11 protein-coding genes are annotated in these 16,417 nt (G+C 69.3%); 8 read left to right on the top strand and 3 right to left on the bottom strand.

All coding sequences use genetic code 11. The features are described 5' to 3' along the window. Positions 1-218: 218 nt before the first annotated feature. Entirely contained in the window at positions 219-1,259 is a 1,041-nt protein-coding gene (locus tag ABDW59_RS09325; protein WP_343629421.1) for a S1/P1 nuclease, read from the bottom strand. A 257-nt stretch (positions 1,260-1,516) separates the two neighbouring features. Between ABDW59_RS09325 and ABDW59_RS09320 the strand changes: the two genes are divergently transcribed. From ABDW59_RS09320 to ABDW59_RS09295, 6 genes are all read left to right on the top strand, one after another. Continuing rightward, positions 1,517-1,735: a molybdopterin-binding protein gene (locus ABDW59_RS09320; RefSeq protein WP_343629420.1), complete on the top strand. Its 219-nt coding sequence runs from the start codon at positions 1,517-1,519 to the stop codon at positions 1,733-1,735. Between the two features lie 19 nt (positions 1,736-1,754). Further along, positions 1,755-2,375, top strand: coding sequence for an alpha/beta hydrolase (locus ABDW59_RS09315; RefSeq protein ID WP_343629419.1), 621 nt, complete (start codon positions 1,755-1,757; stop codon positions 2,373-2,375). A gap of 154 nt (positions 2,376-2,529) precedes the next feature. Next, a complete protein-coding gene (locus ABDW59_RS09310) occupies positions 2,530-3,636 on the top strand; it encodes an L-dopachrome tautomerase-related protein (protein ID WP_343629417.1) in 1,107 nt (368 codons plus the stop codon). A 155-nt stretch (positions 3,637-3,791) separates the two neighbouring features. Continuing rightward, the gene (locus ABDW59_RS09305; protein ID WP_343629416.1) at positions 3,792-4,238 is read left to right on the top strand and encodes an SRPBCC family protein; all 447 of its coding nucleotides are present in this window, start codon (positions 3,792-3,794) and stop codon (positions 4,236-4,238) included. Positions 4,239-4,705: 467 nt separating this feature from the next. Further along, complete coding sequence (locus ABDW59_RS09300) at positions 4,706-6,946, top strand: protein-disulfide reductase DsbD domain-containing protein (RefSeq protein WP_343629415.1); 2,241 nt, start codon at positions 4,706-4,708, stop codon at positions 6,944-6,946. An 83-nt stretch (positions 6,947-7,029) separates the two neighbouring features. Then, complete coding sequence (locus ABDW59_RS09295; protein ID WP_343629414.1) at positions 7,030-7,707, top strand: redoxin domain-containing protein; 678 nt, start codon at positions 7,030-7,032, stop codon at positions 7,705-7,707. A gap of 63 nt (positions 7,708-7,770) precedes the next feature. Here the strand turns inward: ABDW59_RS09295 and ABDW59_RS09290 are convergent, their stop codons facing one another. Then, on the bottom strand, positions 7,771-8,154 hold the full coding sequence (locus ABDW59_RS09290; RefSeq protein WP_343629413.1) for a hypothetical protein: 384 nt from the start codon (positions 8,152-8,154) through the stop codon (positions 7,771-7,773). A gap of 293 nt (positions 8,155-8,447) precedes the next feature. Here ABDW59_RS09290 and ABDW59_RS09285 point away from each other — a divergent pair, with 293 nt between their 5' ends. After that, positions 8,448-9,620, top strand: coding sequence for an MFS transporter (locus tag ABDW59_RS09285; protein ID WP_343629515.1), 1,173 nt, complete (start codon positions 8,448-8,450; stop codon positions 9,618-9,620). Positions 9,621-9,829: 209 nt separating this feature from the next. Continuing rightward, positions 9,830-15,286 (top strand): diguanylate cyclase, encoded by a 5,457-nt coding sequence (locus tag ABDW59_RS09280; RefSeq protein WP_343629412.1) that lies wholly within the window; start codon positions 9,830-9,832, stop codon positions 15,284-15,286. 62 nt (positions 15,287-15,348) lie between these two features. Here ABDW59_RS09280 and ABDW59_RS09275 read toward each other — a convergent pair whose 3' ends face one another. Then, positions 15,349-16,266, bottom strand: a complete 918-nt coding sequence (locus ABDW59_RS09275) for a TIGR02285 family protein (RefSeq protein WP_343629411.1) — start codon at positions 16,264-16,266, stop codon at positions 15,349-15,351. Positions 16,267-16,417 lie beyond the last annotated feature (151 nt).

Genomic DNA, 16,417 nt, shown 5'->3' with positions numbered 1-16,417 from the left:
CAACACGGGGACGGATCAACAACAACTTCTGGCGGCGTCGTTGCGCTGTGGATAAGCCGGCGGTTGTTCAAGCCGCCTCCACAGCTCTTTGCACAGGGTGCGGGAGGGTTCAAAAACGGCGTCTGGATGAGCCGGAGAGGGCTTGTGACGGCCTCGCCGGGTGCTTTGGACGAAAAAAAGCCCCGCATTTGCGGGGCGCTCAGGCGTCGTCTGGAGGCTTACTTCTTGTCCGGCCAGATGGTCTCCAGCAACTGCGCCAGTCGGGCGCCGCCCTTGATGACGTTCAGCCGGGTCTGCTCCAGGCTGCGGGCGTCGTAGTTGGCCGGCGGCGTGGCCAGCCAGCGCGGTCCGCGCAGGCTCTGCTGGCGGGCGCCGAAGCTCATGCCCTCGAATGCGTCGCGGGCGCCGAGCAACGACTCGCTCGCCCATTGCACCGGCCAGTCGTCCGGGTTGCCGGTCGCCGGCGGCACGTCCTTGGCCAGGGCCGGCATCGCGGCGAGCTGGGCTTGGCTCAGGCGACCCGGCATGCCGTCCCAGTAGCTGTGCAGATTGCCGCCCGGCGTGCCGTCCGGCTTGGGCAGCGTGATGGCGTTCGCGCCGACGGTGTGGGTCTGTGCGTCGTTGCCTTGGGTGTCGGGGTCGTAGGCCTTGCCGTCCGCGTCCAGATACAGCGAGCCCATGTGCAGCGGCTGGTGCATGTCGCCCAGCGCGTGAACGACCAGGGCCAGCGCGTCGCGCTCATTGAAATTCATCGGCGGCGTCTGTTTGCCGGTCTTGAGCACCAGCACGGCAGCCTTCAGCGCGGCGACGATGTCGTGATCGCTGGTGCCGATCGCGCCGGCCACGTAACGGCCGCGCTGGATGGCGACGTTCGAGTAGTGGTACTGCTTGTTGCAGGACTCCTCGCCCGGCTTGGGCTCGCACTGCTCGAAGTTGCGCTGCACGTAATCGCGCATCCGGGCTTCTTCTTCCGGATCGTTCTCGAAGACGGCGCACTCGTGGAAGCGGCCGGTTGCCGCGTACTTGAAGCCGTTGCCGGTGTCGATGCCCTTGACGCAGTCGTCCCAGACCGCGATGTCCCGCAGCGAGACCTTGCCCAGGATGCGCTTGACCTCGACCTCGGCCCGATGGCCCTGGATGAGCTGGGCGGCGATCTCGCCCACGGTGTTGTGGCCGACGGCGCCGAAACCGAAGGCTTGGCCGCAGCAGGCGACCAGGAGCGACAGCGCGGCGACGCCGCGCGCAAACGATTTGTTCATGACTTTTGAACCCGAGCTAGACGTGCGCCGGCGGTCCGCCGGCCTGGGGATCGCGCATTGTGCATGGGGCTCGATGACAGCCAGCAACGGGCAATCCCGGCCGCCGGGCGGCTGCCGGACCGGTTTACCGGAGCTTTACCGAGGGACGGCCCGCGCGCACCCTTATGCCGTGCGCGCATGTGGATGGGCGCAGCCCTTCGTTCGCCAGATGAGGGCCGCTGCCTAAGCTGGCCGCCACATCTTCTCGGAGCCCCCGCATGACCATCACCGCCATCAACGTTCGCAACCAGTTCCGCGGCACGATCAAGGAGATCATCGAAGGCCCGGTCGTGTCCGAGGTCGACGTCCAGACCGCCGGCGGGCTGGTGGTCACGTCGGTGATCACGACGCGCTCGGTCAAGGAACTGCAGCTGACGGTCGGCAAGGAAGTCGTCGCCCTGGTCAAGTCGACCGAGGTGTCGATCGCCACCCTCTGACGTCCTCGAGGAGACCGCCATGGCGCTCTACCCGCACCGCGCCGCACGGCGCAACGGCGACGCCGAGCCGCGCCTGCTGATCATCCCCGGCCTGCACGACAGCGGCCCGGCGCATTGGCAGACCTGGCTCGAGCAGCAGTACCGCGACGCCCACCGGGTCCGCCAGCGCGACTTCAGCCATCCGGAACTGGAGCGCTGGTCCGACCGCATCCAGTCGCGGCTGGAGAGTGCCGGCCCTGGCGAGTGGATCGCCGTGGCGCACAGCTTCGGCTGCCTGGCGCTGGCACATCACCTGCACAAGTGTCCGGATTCGCCGGTGCGCGAGGCCTTGTTCGTCGCCCCGGCCGAGCCCGACAAGTTCGGCCTGGCCGAGAGCCTGCCCCACCAGCGCCTGGGCCGGCCGACCGCCCTCATCGCAAGCCAGAACGATCCTTGGATGAGCGCCGCGAGCGCGCTGCGTTGGGCCACGCGCTGGGGCAGCAGCTACAGCAACATCGGCCTGGTCGGCCACATCAACAGCGAATCGGGCTTCGGCCCCTTCCCGCTGGCCAAGCGCTGGGTCGAATCCGCCCGGGCCCGCGCCGCGCGTGAGCGCCGGCCGACCCGCGCCAGCATCCTCGAGTGGTCGTTCTCCATCTGACGGGCGCCGTCGGCGACCCTTCCGGCGGCTCCGGCCGGACTTTCAAGCGTCCCTTGAAATAAGTGAAAACGTAAAAGCGTTCCTCGTTTCTCCCTACTGCGGAAGACTGACGCCCTTTGCAGTATGGCCATGAGAGCCGAACGAGGAACATCCGATGAACGCCCTCCCCTTCCCGGCCAAGCGCGCGCCCTGGCGTCGCTGGGCTCGCCTGACGCTGCTCACCATCGCCGCCGCCGTGGTCCAACAAGCGCACGCGGCGAAACTCGGTGATGTGGAGGTCGTCGCGGAGCTGCCGATCCGCCCCGGAAACGTAACAGCGGCCCCTTCGGGTCGCGTCTTTGCAACAGTCCATCCGCTCGGTGCGCCCGCCGATGCGCAGCTGATCGAGGTCACCGGCCCGAACTCCTACAAACCCTGGCCCAGCGCCGAGGTTCAACGCGGCACCCGGGCGGCCAGCGACGACCGCATCGACACGCCGCTGGGCGTCGCGCTCGACGACCGCGGCCGCTTGTGGATCGTCGACATGGGCTTGAACCTGGGCAAGACCCGGATCTGGGGCTTCGACGTGGCCCAGGGCAAACGCACGCACCTCATCGAACTGCCCCAGGACATCGCTCCGAAAGGCAGCTTCGTCCAGGATCTGGTCGTCGACGAGCGCAACGGCTGGATCTATCTGGCCGACATCGCCAACCCCGGTCTGATCGCGGTCGAGATATCCACAGGCAAGGCGCGCCGCTTCAGCGGGCACCCGTCGCTGCTCGCGGAGCCGGAAGCCACGATGGTGATCGGCGGCAAGGCCATCCAGTTCCAGGGCAAGCCGGCGCGGGTGGGCGTCAATCCGATCTCGCTGTCGACCGACGACGAAACGCTGTTCTTCGGCGCGATGAACGGCCGCACTTGGTACTCGGTGCCCGCCAAGCTGCTGCGCGAAGGCGCCAGCGACGCGCGCATCGGCGAAGCCATTCGGCGTGTGGGCGCCAAGCCCGTGTCCGACGGCGCCGCCACCGATGGCCGCGGCCGCCACTTCTTCACCAACCTGAACGAAGGCGGCATCGACCAGATGAATCCGGACGGCCGACTCGCGCCCCTGGTCCGTGACCCGCGCATGGACTGGCCCGACAGCGTGCAGGTCGGCAAGTCGCCGTGGCTCTATGTCTCGGTGAATCAGCTCCACAAGACGCCGGCCTTCACCGGCGGCGCGGACGAGGGCAAGCCGCCTTATCTCGTCATGCGCGTCTACGTCGGCGAAACCTCTCGCTGATCGACGACCGGCGCCGATCCGGCGCGCGCTCGCGCGTCCGGATGGCGTCGGTGGAATCCCTGTCAGGGGCGCGGAGACTCGCGCCCGACACGATCCCGGACTATGGTGGGTCTCCCGTCCGCGCCTCGCGCGGGCCCATGAACAGGAGACTTCCGATGCCTTTCACGATCCGTCTGCATCGTGTGATCAAGGCGCCGCCGGAGCGCATCTATCGCGCCTTCACCGACCCGGCGGCCATGTGCAAATGGCTGCCGCCGCACGGCTTCACCGGGACCATGCATCACATGGAGCCAAAGGTCGGCGGCACTTGGCGCATGTCCTTCACCAACTTCGCGGCTGGCGCGCAGCACAGCTTCGGGGGTGAATATCTCGAGCTGAAACCGGGCAGCCTGCTCCGCTACACCAGCCGCTTCGACGACGCCAACCTGCCCGGGGAAATGGTCACCACCATCGAGCTCAAGCCGGTCTTCTGCGGAACGGAACTGCACGCGACCCAGGAAGGCATTCCGGATGTGATCCCCGAAGCGGGCTGCTACCTCGGCTGGCAGGAATCGCTGATGCTGCTTGCGCAATTGGTCGAGCCGGATATCCCCAACGGCTGAAGCGTCTCCGCCTATCAGAGGCTGTCAGGGGCTGTCAGCCCCTGCGCATTTTTTCGAGCTGAGAGACGCCGCGGAAGACGGCGCCCCAGGTGATCCCCACACCGGTTTTTGGGTCTCCCCGTTTTTCCGAGGCGATTCCGATCTCGCCGCCCGGTTCGGGTTGTCAGGGGCTGACAGGCTCTCCCCATTCTTCGCAGGCCGTCACGGGCCATATCGGGCCCTTGGCTGGAGGTCGTGCCTCCCCGATGTTTTCCACAGCCTGGTTTTGGAGCGACTTTTCCACAAGCTCGACGTCTGGCCGGATCAATGCCTGGTCTCGCGAATGAACGAGATATCGCCGCGCTGATCGTCGATTCAAGGAGACCGCGATTCAAGGACATCGGCGGTCCGTGAGAGAGGATTTCCTTTCGGTAAGGAAACAAGGAATGTCTTGCGAGCGTCGACGGCCACGACCTAGCATCGCGCCCATGCAGATTCCGTCGATCTTCGCCGCTGCCGCTGCTGCCGCGGCCATGAGCTTCAGCGCCGTCGCGATCGCGCAGTCCACGCCGTCCGCTTCGTCCGCGCCGACTGATCGATCGGCCACGGACGAAGTCCAGGTGCGGTTGATCAGCGCCTCCTCGCGCGTGGCTCCGGGCCAAACTTTGCTGGTCGCACTGGAACAGCGCATCGCGCCGCACTGGCACACCTACTGGCGCAATCCCGGCGATTCGGGACAGCCCACCAGCATCGAGTGGAAGTTGCCCACAGGCACCACCGCGGGCGAGATCCTCTGGCCCGCGCCCAAGCGCTTCGACGTCGGGCCGATCACGAACTACGGCTACGAGGATCGGGTGTTGCTGCTCACCGAGATCCGTTTGCCGCAAGACCTGACCCCGGGATCCACGGCTCGCCTGACCGCGGATGCGACCTGGCTGGTTTGCCGAGAGGAATGCATTCCGCAACAGGCGACCTTGGCGCTTGCGCTGCCTGTGGGCAAGTCGGCGCAGACCTCGCCCGAATCGAGCGAGCTGCTGCGCGCCCGTGCTGCGTTGCCGATGGCGGCCGGATTCCCGGTGGACGCGCGCATCGCGGGTTCGGAGATGACGGTGAGCTGGCCGGTCGATGCGTCCGGGACAGCGAGCGCGAAGCAAGCCCTCTTCATGCCGAATGACTGGGGCCGGATCCAGCATGCCGGCAAGCCGGTGCTGGAACGCCAAGGCAAGAACTGGAACCTGCGCATGCCGGTTGGCGAGCAGCCGGCGCAGGCGGGCAAGCCGCTCGACGGTTTGCTGCTGGTGGATGGACAAGCTTGGAGCGTCAGCGCCACCGTCGCCGGCGCACCGCAGATATCCACAGGAGTTGCGACGGCCAGCTTGCCCTCGAAATCAGGCAGCGTCGCTGGAATCTCCGCTGGTTCACAAGCCGCGCTCGGCGCCTCGGGGGATGTGGACAACTTCAGCCTCTGGGCTGCGATGGGACTCGCGCTCATCGGCGGGCTCATCCTCAACCTGATGCCGTGCGTCTTTCCGGTGCTGGCGATCAAGGCGCTCGGCTTCCTGCACGGGCAAGCGGGCGAGCATCGCCGGCAGGGACTGGCCTACACCGCCGGCGTGTTGGTCGCCTTCGCCGCGCTGGCCGCGGTCTTGCTCGCGCTGCGCGCGGCGGGCGGCACGGTCGGTTGGGGCTTCCAGTTCCAGTCGCCGATCTTCGTGTTGCTGCTGGCCTGGCTGATGTTCGTGCTCGGCTTGTCGCTGGCGGGCGCGCTTGAGATCGGCGCCGGCCTCGCTGGTGTCGGCGATGGACTGGCCAGCCGCTCCGGCTTGAGCGGCAGCTTCTTCACCGGCGTTCTCGCCACCGTCGTCGCGACGCCCTGCACCGCGCCCTTCATGGGCGCGGCCATGGCCTATGCGCTGGCGCAATCGCCCCTGCCGCTGTTCGCCGTGTTCCTGTCGCTGGGCCTGGGGCTCGCCTTGCCCTATCTGGCGTTGTCATGGTGGCCGGCGCTGCAGCGGCGCATGCCGAGGCCGGGACGCTGGATGGAGGTGCTCAAGCAGGGTCTGGCCTTTCCGATGTTCGCCGCCGCGATCTGGCTGGTATGGGTGCTGGCGCAGCAGGCGGGCCCGCTGGGCGTGCTGCTGGCGTTGGTCGGGATGGGCTTGCTTGCCTTGGCCGCTTGGCTCTGGCGTGTGAGCCGCCATGCTTCCGCTTCGCTGCGCTGGACCGGCGCCGGTGGAGCGATCGCCGCGGTGCTCGCGGCTGCCGCGCTGCTGCCAATGGCAATGACCGACGAAGCGCCGATCGATGCGGCCACCGAAGCCAGCGCCGTCACCGCATCTGCCGGCGGAACCGGGCCGAGTGCGCCGCCCCGCCTGCAGTCGGAGTTCGAGCCCTACTCGCCCGAGCGTCTCTCCGCGCTGCGCGCACAAGGCAAACCGGTGTTCGTGAACCTGACCGCGTCGTGGTGCATCACCTGCCTGGTCAACGAGCGCGTCGCGTTATCCACAGGCGAGGTGAAGAACGCTTTCGCCGCCCAAGGCGTGACCTATCTGAAAGGCGACTGGACGCGCCAGGATCCGCGCATCACCGCCTTGCTCAAGCAGCACCAGCGCAGCGGCGTGCCGCTCTACCTGTTCTATCCCGCCGGCACCGGCAGCGAGCCGCGCATCCTGCCGCAGCTGCTGACGCCCGGCATCGTCGTCTCGGCGCTGCAAGCCGGTGCCGGCTGATCCACCGATCCGCCGGCCAGCCCGCTCGTCATTTCACTGGAACCCGCCGGCCCGTCACCGGGCCTTCACTGGAGCCCACCGTCATGAAGACCGCATCGACTATTGCCTCGCTTGTTTCCATCGCCGCGGAGGGACGCTCGTCCTCGATCACGCGACGCACCGTGATCGCCGGCGTGGCGCTGGCCGCGACGATGAGCGCCGGGATCGCGCGGGCACAAGCCCAACTCGATCAGCCCGCGCCCGCCTTCAGCGCCAAGACGGCCGATGGCAAGACGCTCACGCTGGACAGCCTCAAGGGCAAGACCGTCGTGCTGGAGTGGACCAATCACGATTGCCCCTACGTCCGCAAGCATTACGGCAGCGGCAACATCCCCGCCCTGCAGAAGGACGCGACCGCGCAGGGCGTGGTCTGGTTGCAGGTGATTTCGTCGGCGCCGGGTCAGCAGGGCTTCGTCGACGGCCCCACCGCGATCAAGCTGAATCTGGAGCGCGGTGCCGCGCCGACCGCCACGCTGCTCGATCCGAGCGGCCAGATCGGCAAGGCCTACGGCGCGCAGACCTCGCCGCATCTGTTCATCGTGAATCCGCAGGGGGTGCTGGTCTACAAGGGCGGCATCGACAGCATCGCCACCGCCAAGGTCGACGACATCGCCAAGGCCGATCCGTATGTGAAGACCGCGCTGGGCGAGCTCGCGGCGGGAAAGAAGGTCAGCCAGGCCAGCACGCGGCCCTACGGCTGCTCGATCAAGTACGGTACCTGACGTGAGAGCGGCGGCTCGGGAACCCCGGCCGCCGCTGCAGGCAAACGCTCCGAGGCCGCGGGTTCAGCGGTCCTCTTGCCACCAGTAGCCGCGGCTGCGCATGCAGGAATCCTGCGCGCGCGATCGCCGGTTCTCATTGGCATCCGAGGTGGACGAGTAGGCCGGCGTGGAGGTCGTCTTGCAGTCGAGGACGTCTCCCTTCTTCGTGCACTTGGTGTTCTCGGACGACCGCCCGCCGTAGCGCTGCTCGGTGACCAGCGCGGGCGGATACATCCGCGCGGCCTCGCGCTCGCAATCGAAGAGATCGCGCTCGGTGTCGGTCGGCGACGCGCCGTCGCGCAGCCAACGGCCCGACGAACAGGCGCTCAGCAGGGCGACGCCGAGCAGCGCGATCAGGGCCATGCGGCCTCGGCTGAAAGAGACCTGGGAAGGGGAAAGGCGCTTCATCGCAGCAGATCCAAAAAAAGTGAAAGGCTGCGACTGTGGGACGCCCGGTGTCGGCCATCAATGACTGGAGTTGGTTGATTTCATGCAGGTTCTGGTCATTGAGGTTCGCCAGCGGGAAGTCCTTCACCACGCGAGGCCATCACCGCAGCGCGCCCCCGAGCGCCCTTCACCCGGGGACAATCGCGCCTTTGCTTGGTCTTCGCATGAGTTCGCCTCCGTCCGCCGCGCCTGCCGCGTCCGCCTCCGCATCGACCACCCCCACTGCGCCCTCCCCCACAGCGCAGGTCGCGCCGATGTCGCGCGCGCTGGTGCTGCTGCTGGCTGTCGGCGCCGGCCTGTCGGTCGCGCCGCTCTACTACGCGCAGCCCATGCTGGGTCTGCTGTCGACCGAGTTCGGCGCCAGCGCCTCGCAGATCGGCTTGATCCCGACGCTCACGCAACTCGGCTACGCGGCGGCGATCCTGCTGCTCGCGCCGCTGGGCGATCGCATCGAGCGCCGCCGCCTCATCGCCTACAAGAGCGCCGCCCTGCTGCTGGCGCTGATCGTCGCGGCCGTGTCGCCCAACCTCGTCGCGCTGTGGCTGGCCAGCGTGCTGATCGGCATCACCGCCTCGCTCGCCCAAGACCTGCTGCCCGCGGCCGCGACGCTCGCGCCCGACGCGCAGCGCGGGCAGACCGTGGGCACGGTCATGACGGGGCTGCTGCTGGGCATCCTGCTGTCGCGCGTGGTCAGCGGCACTTTGGCGCAGCAGTTCGGTTGGCGCTGGGTCTTCGGCATCGCGGCGCTGAGCATCCTCGGTCTCGGCCTGATGCTGCAACGCGGTCTGCCCAAGATGCCGCCCGCCAGTCCCATGCCCTATGGCGAGCTGCTTCGATCGATGCTCACGCTGACGCGCCGCTATCCGGCGCTGCGTACCGCGGCCGCCACGCAAGCGCTGCTGGCCGTCGGCTTCAGCGCGTTCTGGTCGACGCTGGCGGTGATGCTGCACCAGACGCTGAACCTGGGCAGCGCCGCCGCCGGCGCCTTCGGTCTGGCGGGAGCCGCGGGTGCGCTCGCGGCACCGCTCGCCGGACGCGTCGCCGACAAGCGCGGCGCACGCTCGGTGATCCGACTGGGCGCGACCCTGGTGCTGCTGTCCTTCCTGGCCATGGGCCTGTTGCCGAGCAACCTGTGGATCTTGATCGCCGGCACTGTGCTCTTCGACCTGGGCGTGCAGTCCTGCCTGGTCGCGCATCAGAGCATCGTCTACGGCCTGGAGCCGCCGGCGCGCAGCCGGCTCAACGCGGTGCTGATCGGCGCGATGTTCATCGGCATGGCGACCGGCGCCTGGCTGGGCTCGGTGTCGCTGCAGGCGCTGGGCTGGCGCGGGGTCTGCGGCCTGGCCGTGCTGACCTCCGCGGCCGCGCTGCTGTTGCGCATCCGCGCCGACCGCGCCGGGGATCGCGCCAAGACCGCCTCGACCTGATCGCCTCGATCTGATCGCCCTTCCCGCCCGCTGACGCCAAGGTGACACGATCGACCGACCGGTCGGCGTGTGCCGCCAACGCCACGGTGGCCGGTGGACTGTCACTTTCTCCCGCTTCCTGGCCGGTTTGAGCCGGTGCTTCACGGCGCTTTGACGCAAAGCGGCCATTCCCAGCCGTTACATTCACCGATCAACAAAGAGCGGATGGGATGACGGACAGACGAGTGTGGGAGGCGGCGGCCGCCGGAGCCTGGCAAGCGGAGCGCACGCTCCACCAGGGGCGGCGCAGCGAAGTCGTCCGCGTCGTCGACGGACAAGGCGGCACCGCCTTGCTCAAGCGCCTGCGCGACGCCCGCGCCGATCCCGCCGCCGTGGCGCGCCTGCGCCGGGAGTTCGAGCTGGCGCGCCGGCTGGATCCGGCGCTGATCCTCTGCCCCCAAGCCCTCATCGAACATGAACGCCGGCCCGCGCTGGTGCTGCCGGACTTCGGCGGCGAGACGCTGCGCCATCGCATCACCCGCGGCACGCTGGACAACGAAGAGCTGCTGCGCATCGCGTTGGACTTGATCGCGGGCTTGCAGCACCTGCACGGCCACGGACTTATCCACAGGAACCTGGGACCCGGCAAGATCTTGCTGCTGCCGGGCGCCGGCCGCGACGCCGGCCGTGTCCTGATCGCGGATCTGGGCCTGGCCGCGGAGATCGAGCGCGAGCGTCCGCTGGTGCAGCGGGCCGAGCTGATCGAGGCCTCGCTCGCCACGCTGGCGCCGGAGCTCACCGGTCGCATGAGCCGCGATGTCGACTACCGCGCGGATTTCTACAGCCTGGGCGCGACGCTGCTGGAAGCGCTGACCGGCGCGCCTCCCTTCAGCATCGACGATCCGGCCCGCGCGGTGCATGCGCACCTGGCGCTGGTCGCGCCGATGGCGACGGCGCGCAACCATGAGGTTTTCGCGCCGCTGGCGCAGGTCGTCGCGCACTGCCTGCACAAGGAGCCCGAGGCTCGCTACCAAAGCCACCAGGCGCTGCGCCAGGATCTGCAGATCTGCCTGGCCGCGCTGGAGCAAGGCCGCGGCCTGCCGGGCTTCGAGCCCGGCCGCGGCGATGCGGCAGTGCGCTTCCAACCGAGCGGCCGTCTCTATGGCCGCGAGATCGCCCAGGCGCAAATCGCGCAAGCCTTCGACGACGCCGCGCAAGGCTTCCCCACCGGCGCGGGCCTGGTCGCCGTCGCGGGCTTCTCCGGCATCGGCAAGACCGCGCTGGTGCTGGCGGCGCAGCGCAGCCTGCTCGCGCAGCGCGGACATTTCGCCGCCGCCAAGTTCAACCAGTACGGACAGGATCGCCCCTACGGTCCGCTGCTGCATCTGCTGGCGCAGCGTGCCGCGCAGGTGCTGACCCTGCCGGACGGACAACAACTCGTCTGGCGCGAGCGCCTGCATGAGCGGCTGGGCGCCAACGCGGGGCTGCTCGCGCAGGCCTTGCCGGAACTGGCGCCGCTGCTGGGCGACATCGCGCCGCTGGTGGCGGTGGGGCCGGCCGAGGCCGAGAACCGATTCCTGCGCAGCGTCAGCCAGAGCTTCGCCGCGTTGGCGCGCGAGGGCGAGCCGCAGACGCTGTTCCTCGACGACTGGCAATGGGCCGATCGCGCTTCGCGCCGGCTGCTGCGTGAATGCCTGAGCGACGCGACGCTGCGTCAGACGCTGTTCGTCATCGCCTATCGCGACAACGAAGTGCCGCCCGGCCACCCGATCGCGCAGGAGCTGGTGGAGCTGCGCCATCAACTGGGCGATCGCTTCAGCGCGCTGCGCGTCGGTCCGCTGGGGCTGGACGACACGCGCCGGCTGCTCGCCGACAGCCTGCATCGGGATGCGGAGGCGGAGGATGCAGGGCTCGATGAGCTCGCGCGGCTTTGCCAGACGCGCACAGCGGGCAACCCCTTCTTCCTGCGCCGCTTGCTGGAGGACCTGGTCCGCCGCGGCCTGATCCATTACGACGCCGCCGCGCAGCGCTGGGATCACGCGCTGGAGCGCATCGCGGCGACGCGCACGGCGGACAACGTCGTCGCGCTGATGCTGCAGCAGCTCGAGCGTCTGCCCGATGCGACGCGCCAGGCGCTGAGCGTCGCGGCGCTGTTGGGCGCGGGCTTCGGACTGGACAGCCTGGCGATGGCGCTGGATGCGCCGGCCGACCAGCTCGCCACCGACCTGCTGCCCGCGCTGCAAGCGCAGCTGCTGGTGCCGGCGAGCGCGCTTTATCGCTACGCACCGCAGCTGCAAGGCCAGGCGAGCGAGGCAGTCCGCTACGCTTTCGCGCACGACCGTGTGCAGGAGGCGGCCTTGCAGCGCATCGCCGCCGACCAGCGGCCCGCGCTGCAACTGCGCATCGGCCGGCTGCTGCGCGACGGCCATCTGGCCGCGCATCCGGCGACACCGCTGCCCTACGCGGTGCTGCATCACCTGAACGCCGCACGCATGCTGCTGCGCGAAGGCAGGGATGACGCCGAGCGCATCGCGCTGGCCGACTTCAACGCCGAGGCCTCGCGCCTGGCGATGGACGCCGCCGCCTTCGAGCCGGCCGCCGATTACGCCGAGCTGGCGCTGGAACTGGGCCCTCGTTCAGAGCGGCGCGGTGCCTGGCTGCACCACGCGGCGCGCATGGCCTACCTTGCCGGACGTCCCGCGCGCATGGACGCGCTGCTGGAGTCCGCGCTCGCCGACGCTGTGGACAACGCCGAGCGGGCCCGTCTGCTCGAGGTCCGCATGGAGGCGTTTTATGCACAGGGTCGCCTCGCCGACACGGTGGATCTGGGGCTCGAGCTCCTCCTGCTGCTGAACGCGCAGCTGCCGCAGCTCACCGGCCCGAATGCGATGGCGGATGTGGCGCGGCTGCTCGGCGAGCTCCAGCAGGAGGTCGCCGCGATCGGCCTGGACACGCTGGCCGCGCGAGAGCCGATGCGCGACGAGGCCCGGCTGTTGCTGATGTCCATCGCCGCGAAGATGACGGCCGCCGCCTACATCGTGCGACCGGCGCTGCTGCCCTTGCTGACGCTGTTCCAGGTCCGGCTGATGGTCGATCACGGCCATGTGCCGCAGGCGCTGTCGGCTTACTCGGTGCTCGGCCTGATGTGCGCGGAGTTCCTCGGCGATTACCGCTTCGCCCACGACATCGGCCGCATGTCGATGGCGCTGGTCGAGCGCCATGGCTGGATGCAGGTGCTGGCGCATGCGGGCTTCTCGTATCACGCCTTCCTGAGCCACTGGGGCGACGGTCTGCGCGTGAGCATGGACGGCCTGATGCGCACGCATCGCAACGGGCTGGAGTTCGGCAACCTCCGGCATGCGGGGCTGGGGCTCTACGTCCACGATGTGCACGCCTTCCTGGCCGGCACGCCGCTGACGGCCTTGCAGGAGCAGCTCCAGACACATGCGCAGCGGCTGCGCGCGATGCGCCAACCGGTCGCCGCCGATTACGAGGACGCGCTGCTCGCGCTGGTGAAGTCGCTGCAACGACCGCAGCTGCCGGAGCAGAGCTTCAAGGGGACCGAGACCTTCACCCGCACTTATGCCGAGCGCCAGGATCAGACTGGTCTGATGTTCCTGCACGGCTGGCAGGCGCTGCTGCATTTCGTGGCCGATCGGCCGGAGCCGGCGCTGCGCGAGGCGCTCGCGGCACGCGGACTTTTCGCTGCGGGACGCGGCATGCATGCGCAGTCGCTGTTCCTGTTCATCGCGGCCTGGGCGTCGCAGCGTCTGGCGCTGTCCGGCGGCACGCGCGATGTGGCGCTCGAGGACGACGCCCTGCAGCGCCTGCAGCGCTGGCAGGACGCGGGTCCGGGCCATCTGCAGGAGCGTGTGGCGCTGCTGCGGGCGCAGCAGGCGATGCTCGCAGGCGAGGCGGACGAGGAAGTGGAGCGGCTGCTGGAGCGCGCGCTTGAGGCGGCCGAGGGCCCGCACGGCACCGCGCTGGACACCGCCGCCGTGTGGCGCGCGCAGGCCGAGTGGTGGCAGGACCGCGAGCCGGTCCGCGCCGCGCATGCGCGGCTGCATGCGCAGCAGGCGTGGAAGCGCTGGGGCGTGATCGCGCTCGGCGGCGCGGGTGTGCCGGCGCTGCCCTCGCTGGCGGCGAGTGCCTTCGATGATTCCGCGCTGGGCGCGCTCGCGGACGGCCACGAAGCTGGTTCGGGCGGAGACGGCGCGCGTGCGGACGTGGCCGACCTGAGCAGCCTGACCAAGGCGGTGCAGGCGATCAGCAGCCAGCCGGATCTGCCGCGGCTCTTGCGCCGTCTGCTGGAGGTGGTGGCCGAGAACGCCGGCGCGCAGCGCGCCGCGATCGTGCTGGCCAGCGGACCGGCGGGCGCGTCGCGCTGGGTGCTGCAGGCCGAGGCGACGCTGGGCGATCAGCCGAAGCTGCATCTGCTGGAGCAGTTGCCGCTGGAACGCGCCGGCGCGCAGCTGCCGCTCGCGCTGATGACACGCGTGCTGCGCGATGGCCGACGCGAGTTGATCGTCGATGCGCGCGGCCTCGCGACCATGGAGGACTACTTCCAGCGCCACACCGCGCCGCCGCGCTCGGTGCTGGCGCTGCCGCTGCTCAAGCAGGGGCAGACGGTGGGCGCGCTGTATCTGGAAAACGCCGCCGCCGCGGGCGTGTTCACCGAGGCGCGCGTCAGCTTCCTGGAGCTGCTCTGCGCCAACGTGGTCAACGCTGTGGACAACGCGCGCCTGGTGGCGGAGCTGCAGGAGCTCAACGCCAGCCTGGAGCGTCGCGTCACGCAGCGCACCCGCGAGCTCGCCGACAGCGAGGAGCGGTTGCGCGCCGTGCTGGGCAACGCGCCGATTCCGATGGTCGTGACGCGCGAGCGCGATGCGCTGATCGTTTATGCCAACGGCCCATCGGCGGAGATCGTCGGTCGACCGCTGGACGACCTGGTCGGCAAGCCGGCGATCAGCTTCTATCGCGATCCGGCGGACCGCGACCGCATGCAGCAGAAGTTCCGCGACGAAGGCCGGCTGCAGGGCGAGGAAGTCTGCCTGCTGGCCGCCGACGGCAGCGAGCTGTGGATGCTGCTGTCCATGGTGCCGGTGGTCTACGACGGCGCGGCCTCAGTGCTGAGCACGCTGGTCGACTTCACCGAGCGCAAGCGGCTGGAGCTGGAGTTGCAGCGTCTGGCGACGACCGATGCGCTCACCGGCGCGGCCAATCGGCGCTGCTTCCTGGAGCACGCCGAGGGGGAGCTGGCGCGCAGCCGACGCTACGGCTTGCCGCTGTCGCTGGTGATGATGGACGTCGACCACTTCAAGCGCATCAACGACACGCTGGGCCATGCGCGCGGCGACGCGGCGCTGTGCCGGCTGGTGCAGCTGTGCGCGCAGATCGTGCGCAAACAGGATCTGCTCGGCCGGCTGGGCGGCGAGGAATTCGCGCTGCTGCTGCCGCAGACCTCGCTAGAGGATGCGGCCCACCTGGTGGAGCGGCTGCGTCAGCACATCGAGGCGAGCGGGCTGGAGCTGCAGGCGGGATCGCCGCCGGTGGCGCTGACGGCGAGCTTCGGCGTCACCGCGCTGCGGGTCGAGGATCTGCGCGTGGAGGAGCTGCTCGGTCGGGCCGACCAGGCGCTGTACCGCGCCAAGGACGGCGGTCGCAACCGCGTCGAGCGGCAGGATTGAAGCGGCGCTGAAACGGACTTCGGCGCCGATGCCGATGCCGAGGTTGACGCTGGATGGGCGTCTCAGGGATCGATGCGGGAGGGCTTGGCGCGTTCGCGATAGAAGGCGTCGAAGCGGGCGGCGTAGTGGGCCTTGGTCTCCGGCGTGAGCCAGCGCATCAGGCCTTCGCGCAGGCTGGCGGCGCCTTCGGGCCGGCCATAGGCGCGGTCGATGCCGCGGATTGCGGCGAGTCCCCACGGCGTGCGCGGGCAGGCGATGCCGGCCATCACCAGATCGCTCGCGCCCTGGATGGGGACGGTGACGAGGTCCTTGGGATTGCCCGCCATCACCAGCGCCATGTCCTGGTCGATCGAGTAATCGGCGCGGCCCAGGCTGATCATCTGCAGGATGCGGGCGCCGAAGTCCTTGGGCGAGTACAGCGCGACGGCGTTGTTGGCGGGTCGCGCGGCGATGCGCTCGTCCAGTGCCGGGCCGTAGCTGCGGCCATCGATCAGCGCGCCGCGCAGGCTGGTGTCGGCGAACAGACGCGGGAGCGGCACTTCGCCGGCGGCATTGCGGGGCAGCTTGGCGAGCTTGTCGCGCCGCACCACGAGCTGCGGCGGCGGCGTGAGCTGCGTGTTGATGAAGTAGGCGACCTTCTCGCGCTCGGGCGTGCGGACCATGTTGGCGCGGCAGACCTCGTCGCCGCTTTCGATCATCTGCCAGCTGCGCTTGGCGTTGGCGAAGACGATCTCATGCTGAACCTGCGGCCATTGCTTGCCCAGATACGCGACTACCCGGCTGGTCACGCCGCTGGCGTCGACACCGCTCATCGCCGGCGCGTGGTCGGAGGCCAGCCAGGTGATCTTGGTGACCGCGGGTTCGGCCGGGCTCTGCGCGTGCGCGCAGGGCATCGCGGCGACCAGGCTGAAGGCCAGGGTCGCCAGGACAAAACGCGAGGAGTGGACGCGGCGAGCGCGGGTCGGACGGCGGCGGATCACGGGGGCAGCATAAGGGGCCGGCGTTGCCCGGCGAGACGTTTGAATTTATTCACAGCGGCGTTTAGCGGTAGTTGGTCACTGCCCGAGCGCCCTCGATAGACGATACGGCGTACGGAACGCAAAGTCCCCACGACTTGCCCAGCGCTGAGAT

Source organism: Roseateles sp. (assembly GCF_039595295.1).
Lineage (GTDB): Bacteria > Pseudomonadota > Gammaproteobacteria > Burkholderiales > Burkholderiaceae_C > Roseateles.
The sequence above is the reverse complement of the archived record's forward strand: the minus strand, read 5'-3'. Positions and strand labels throughout refer to the sequence as shown.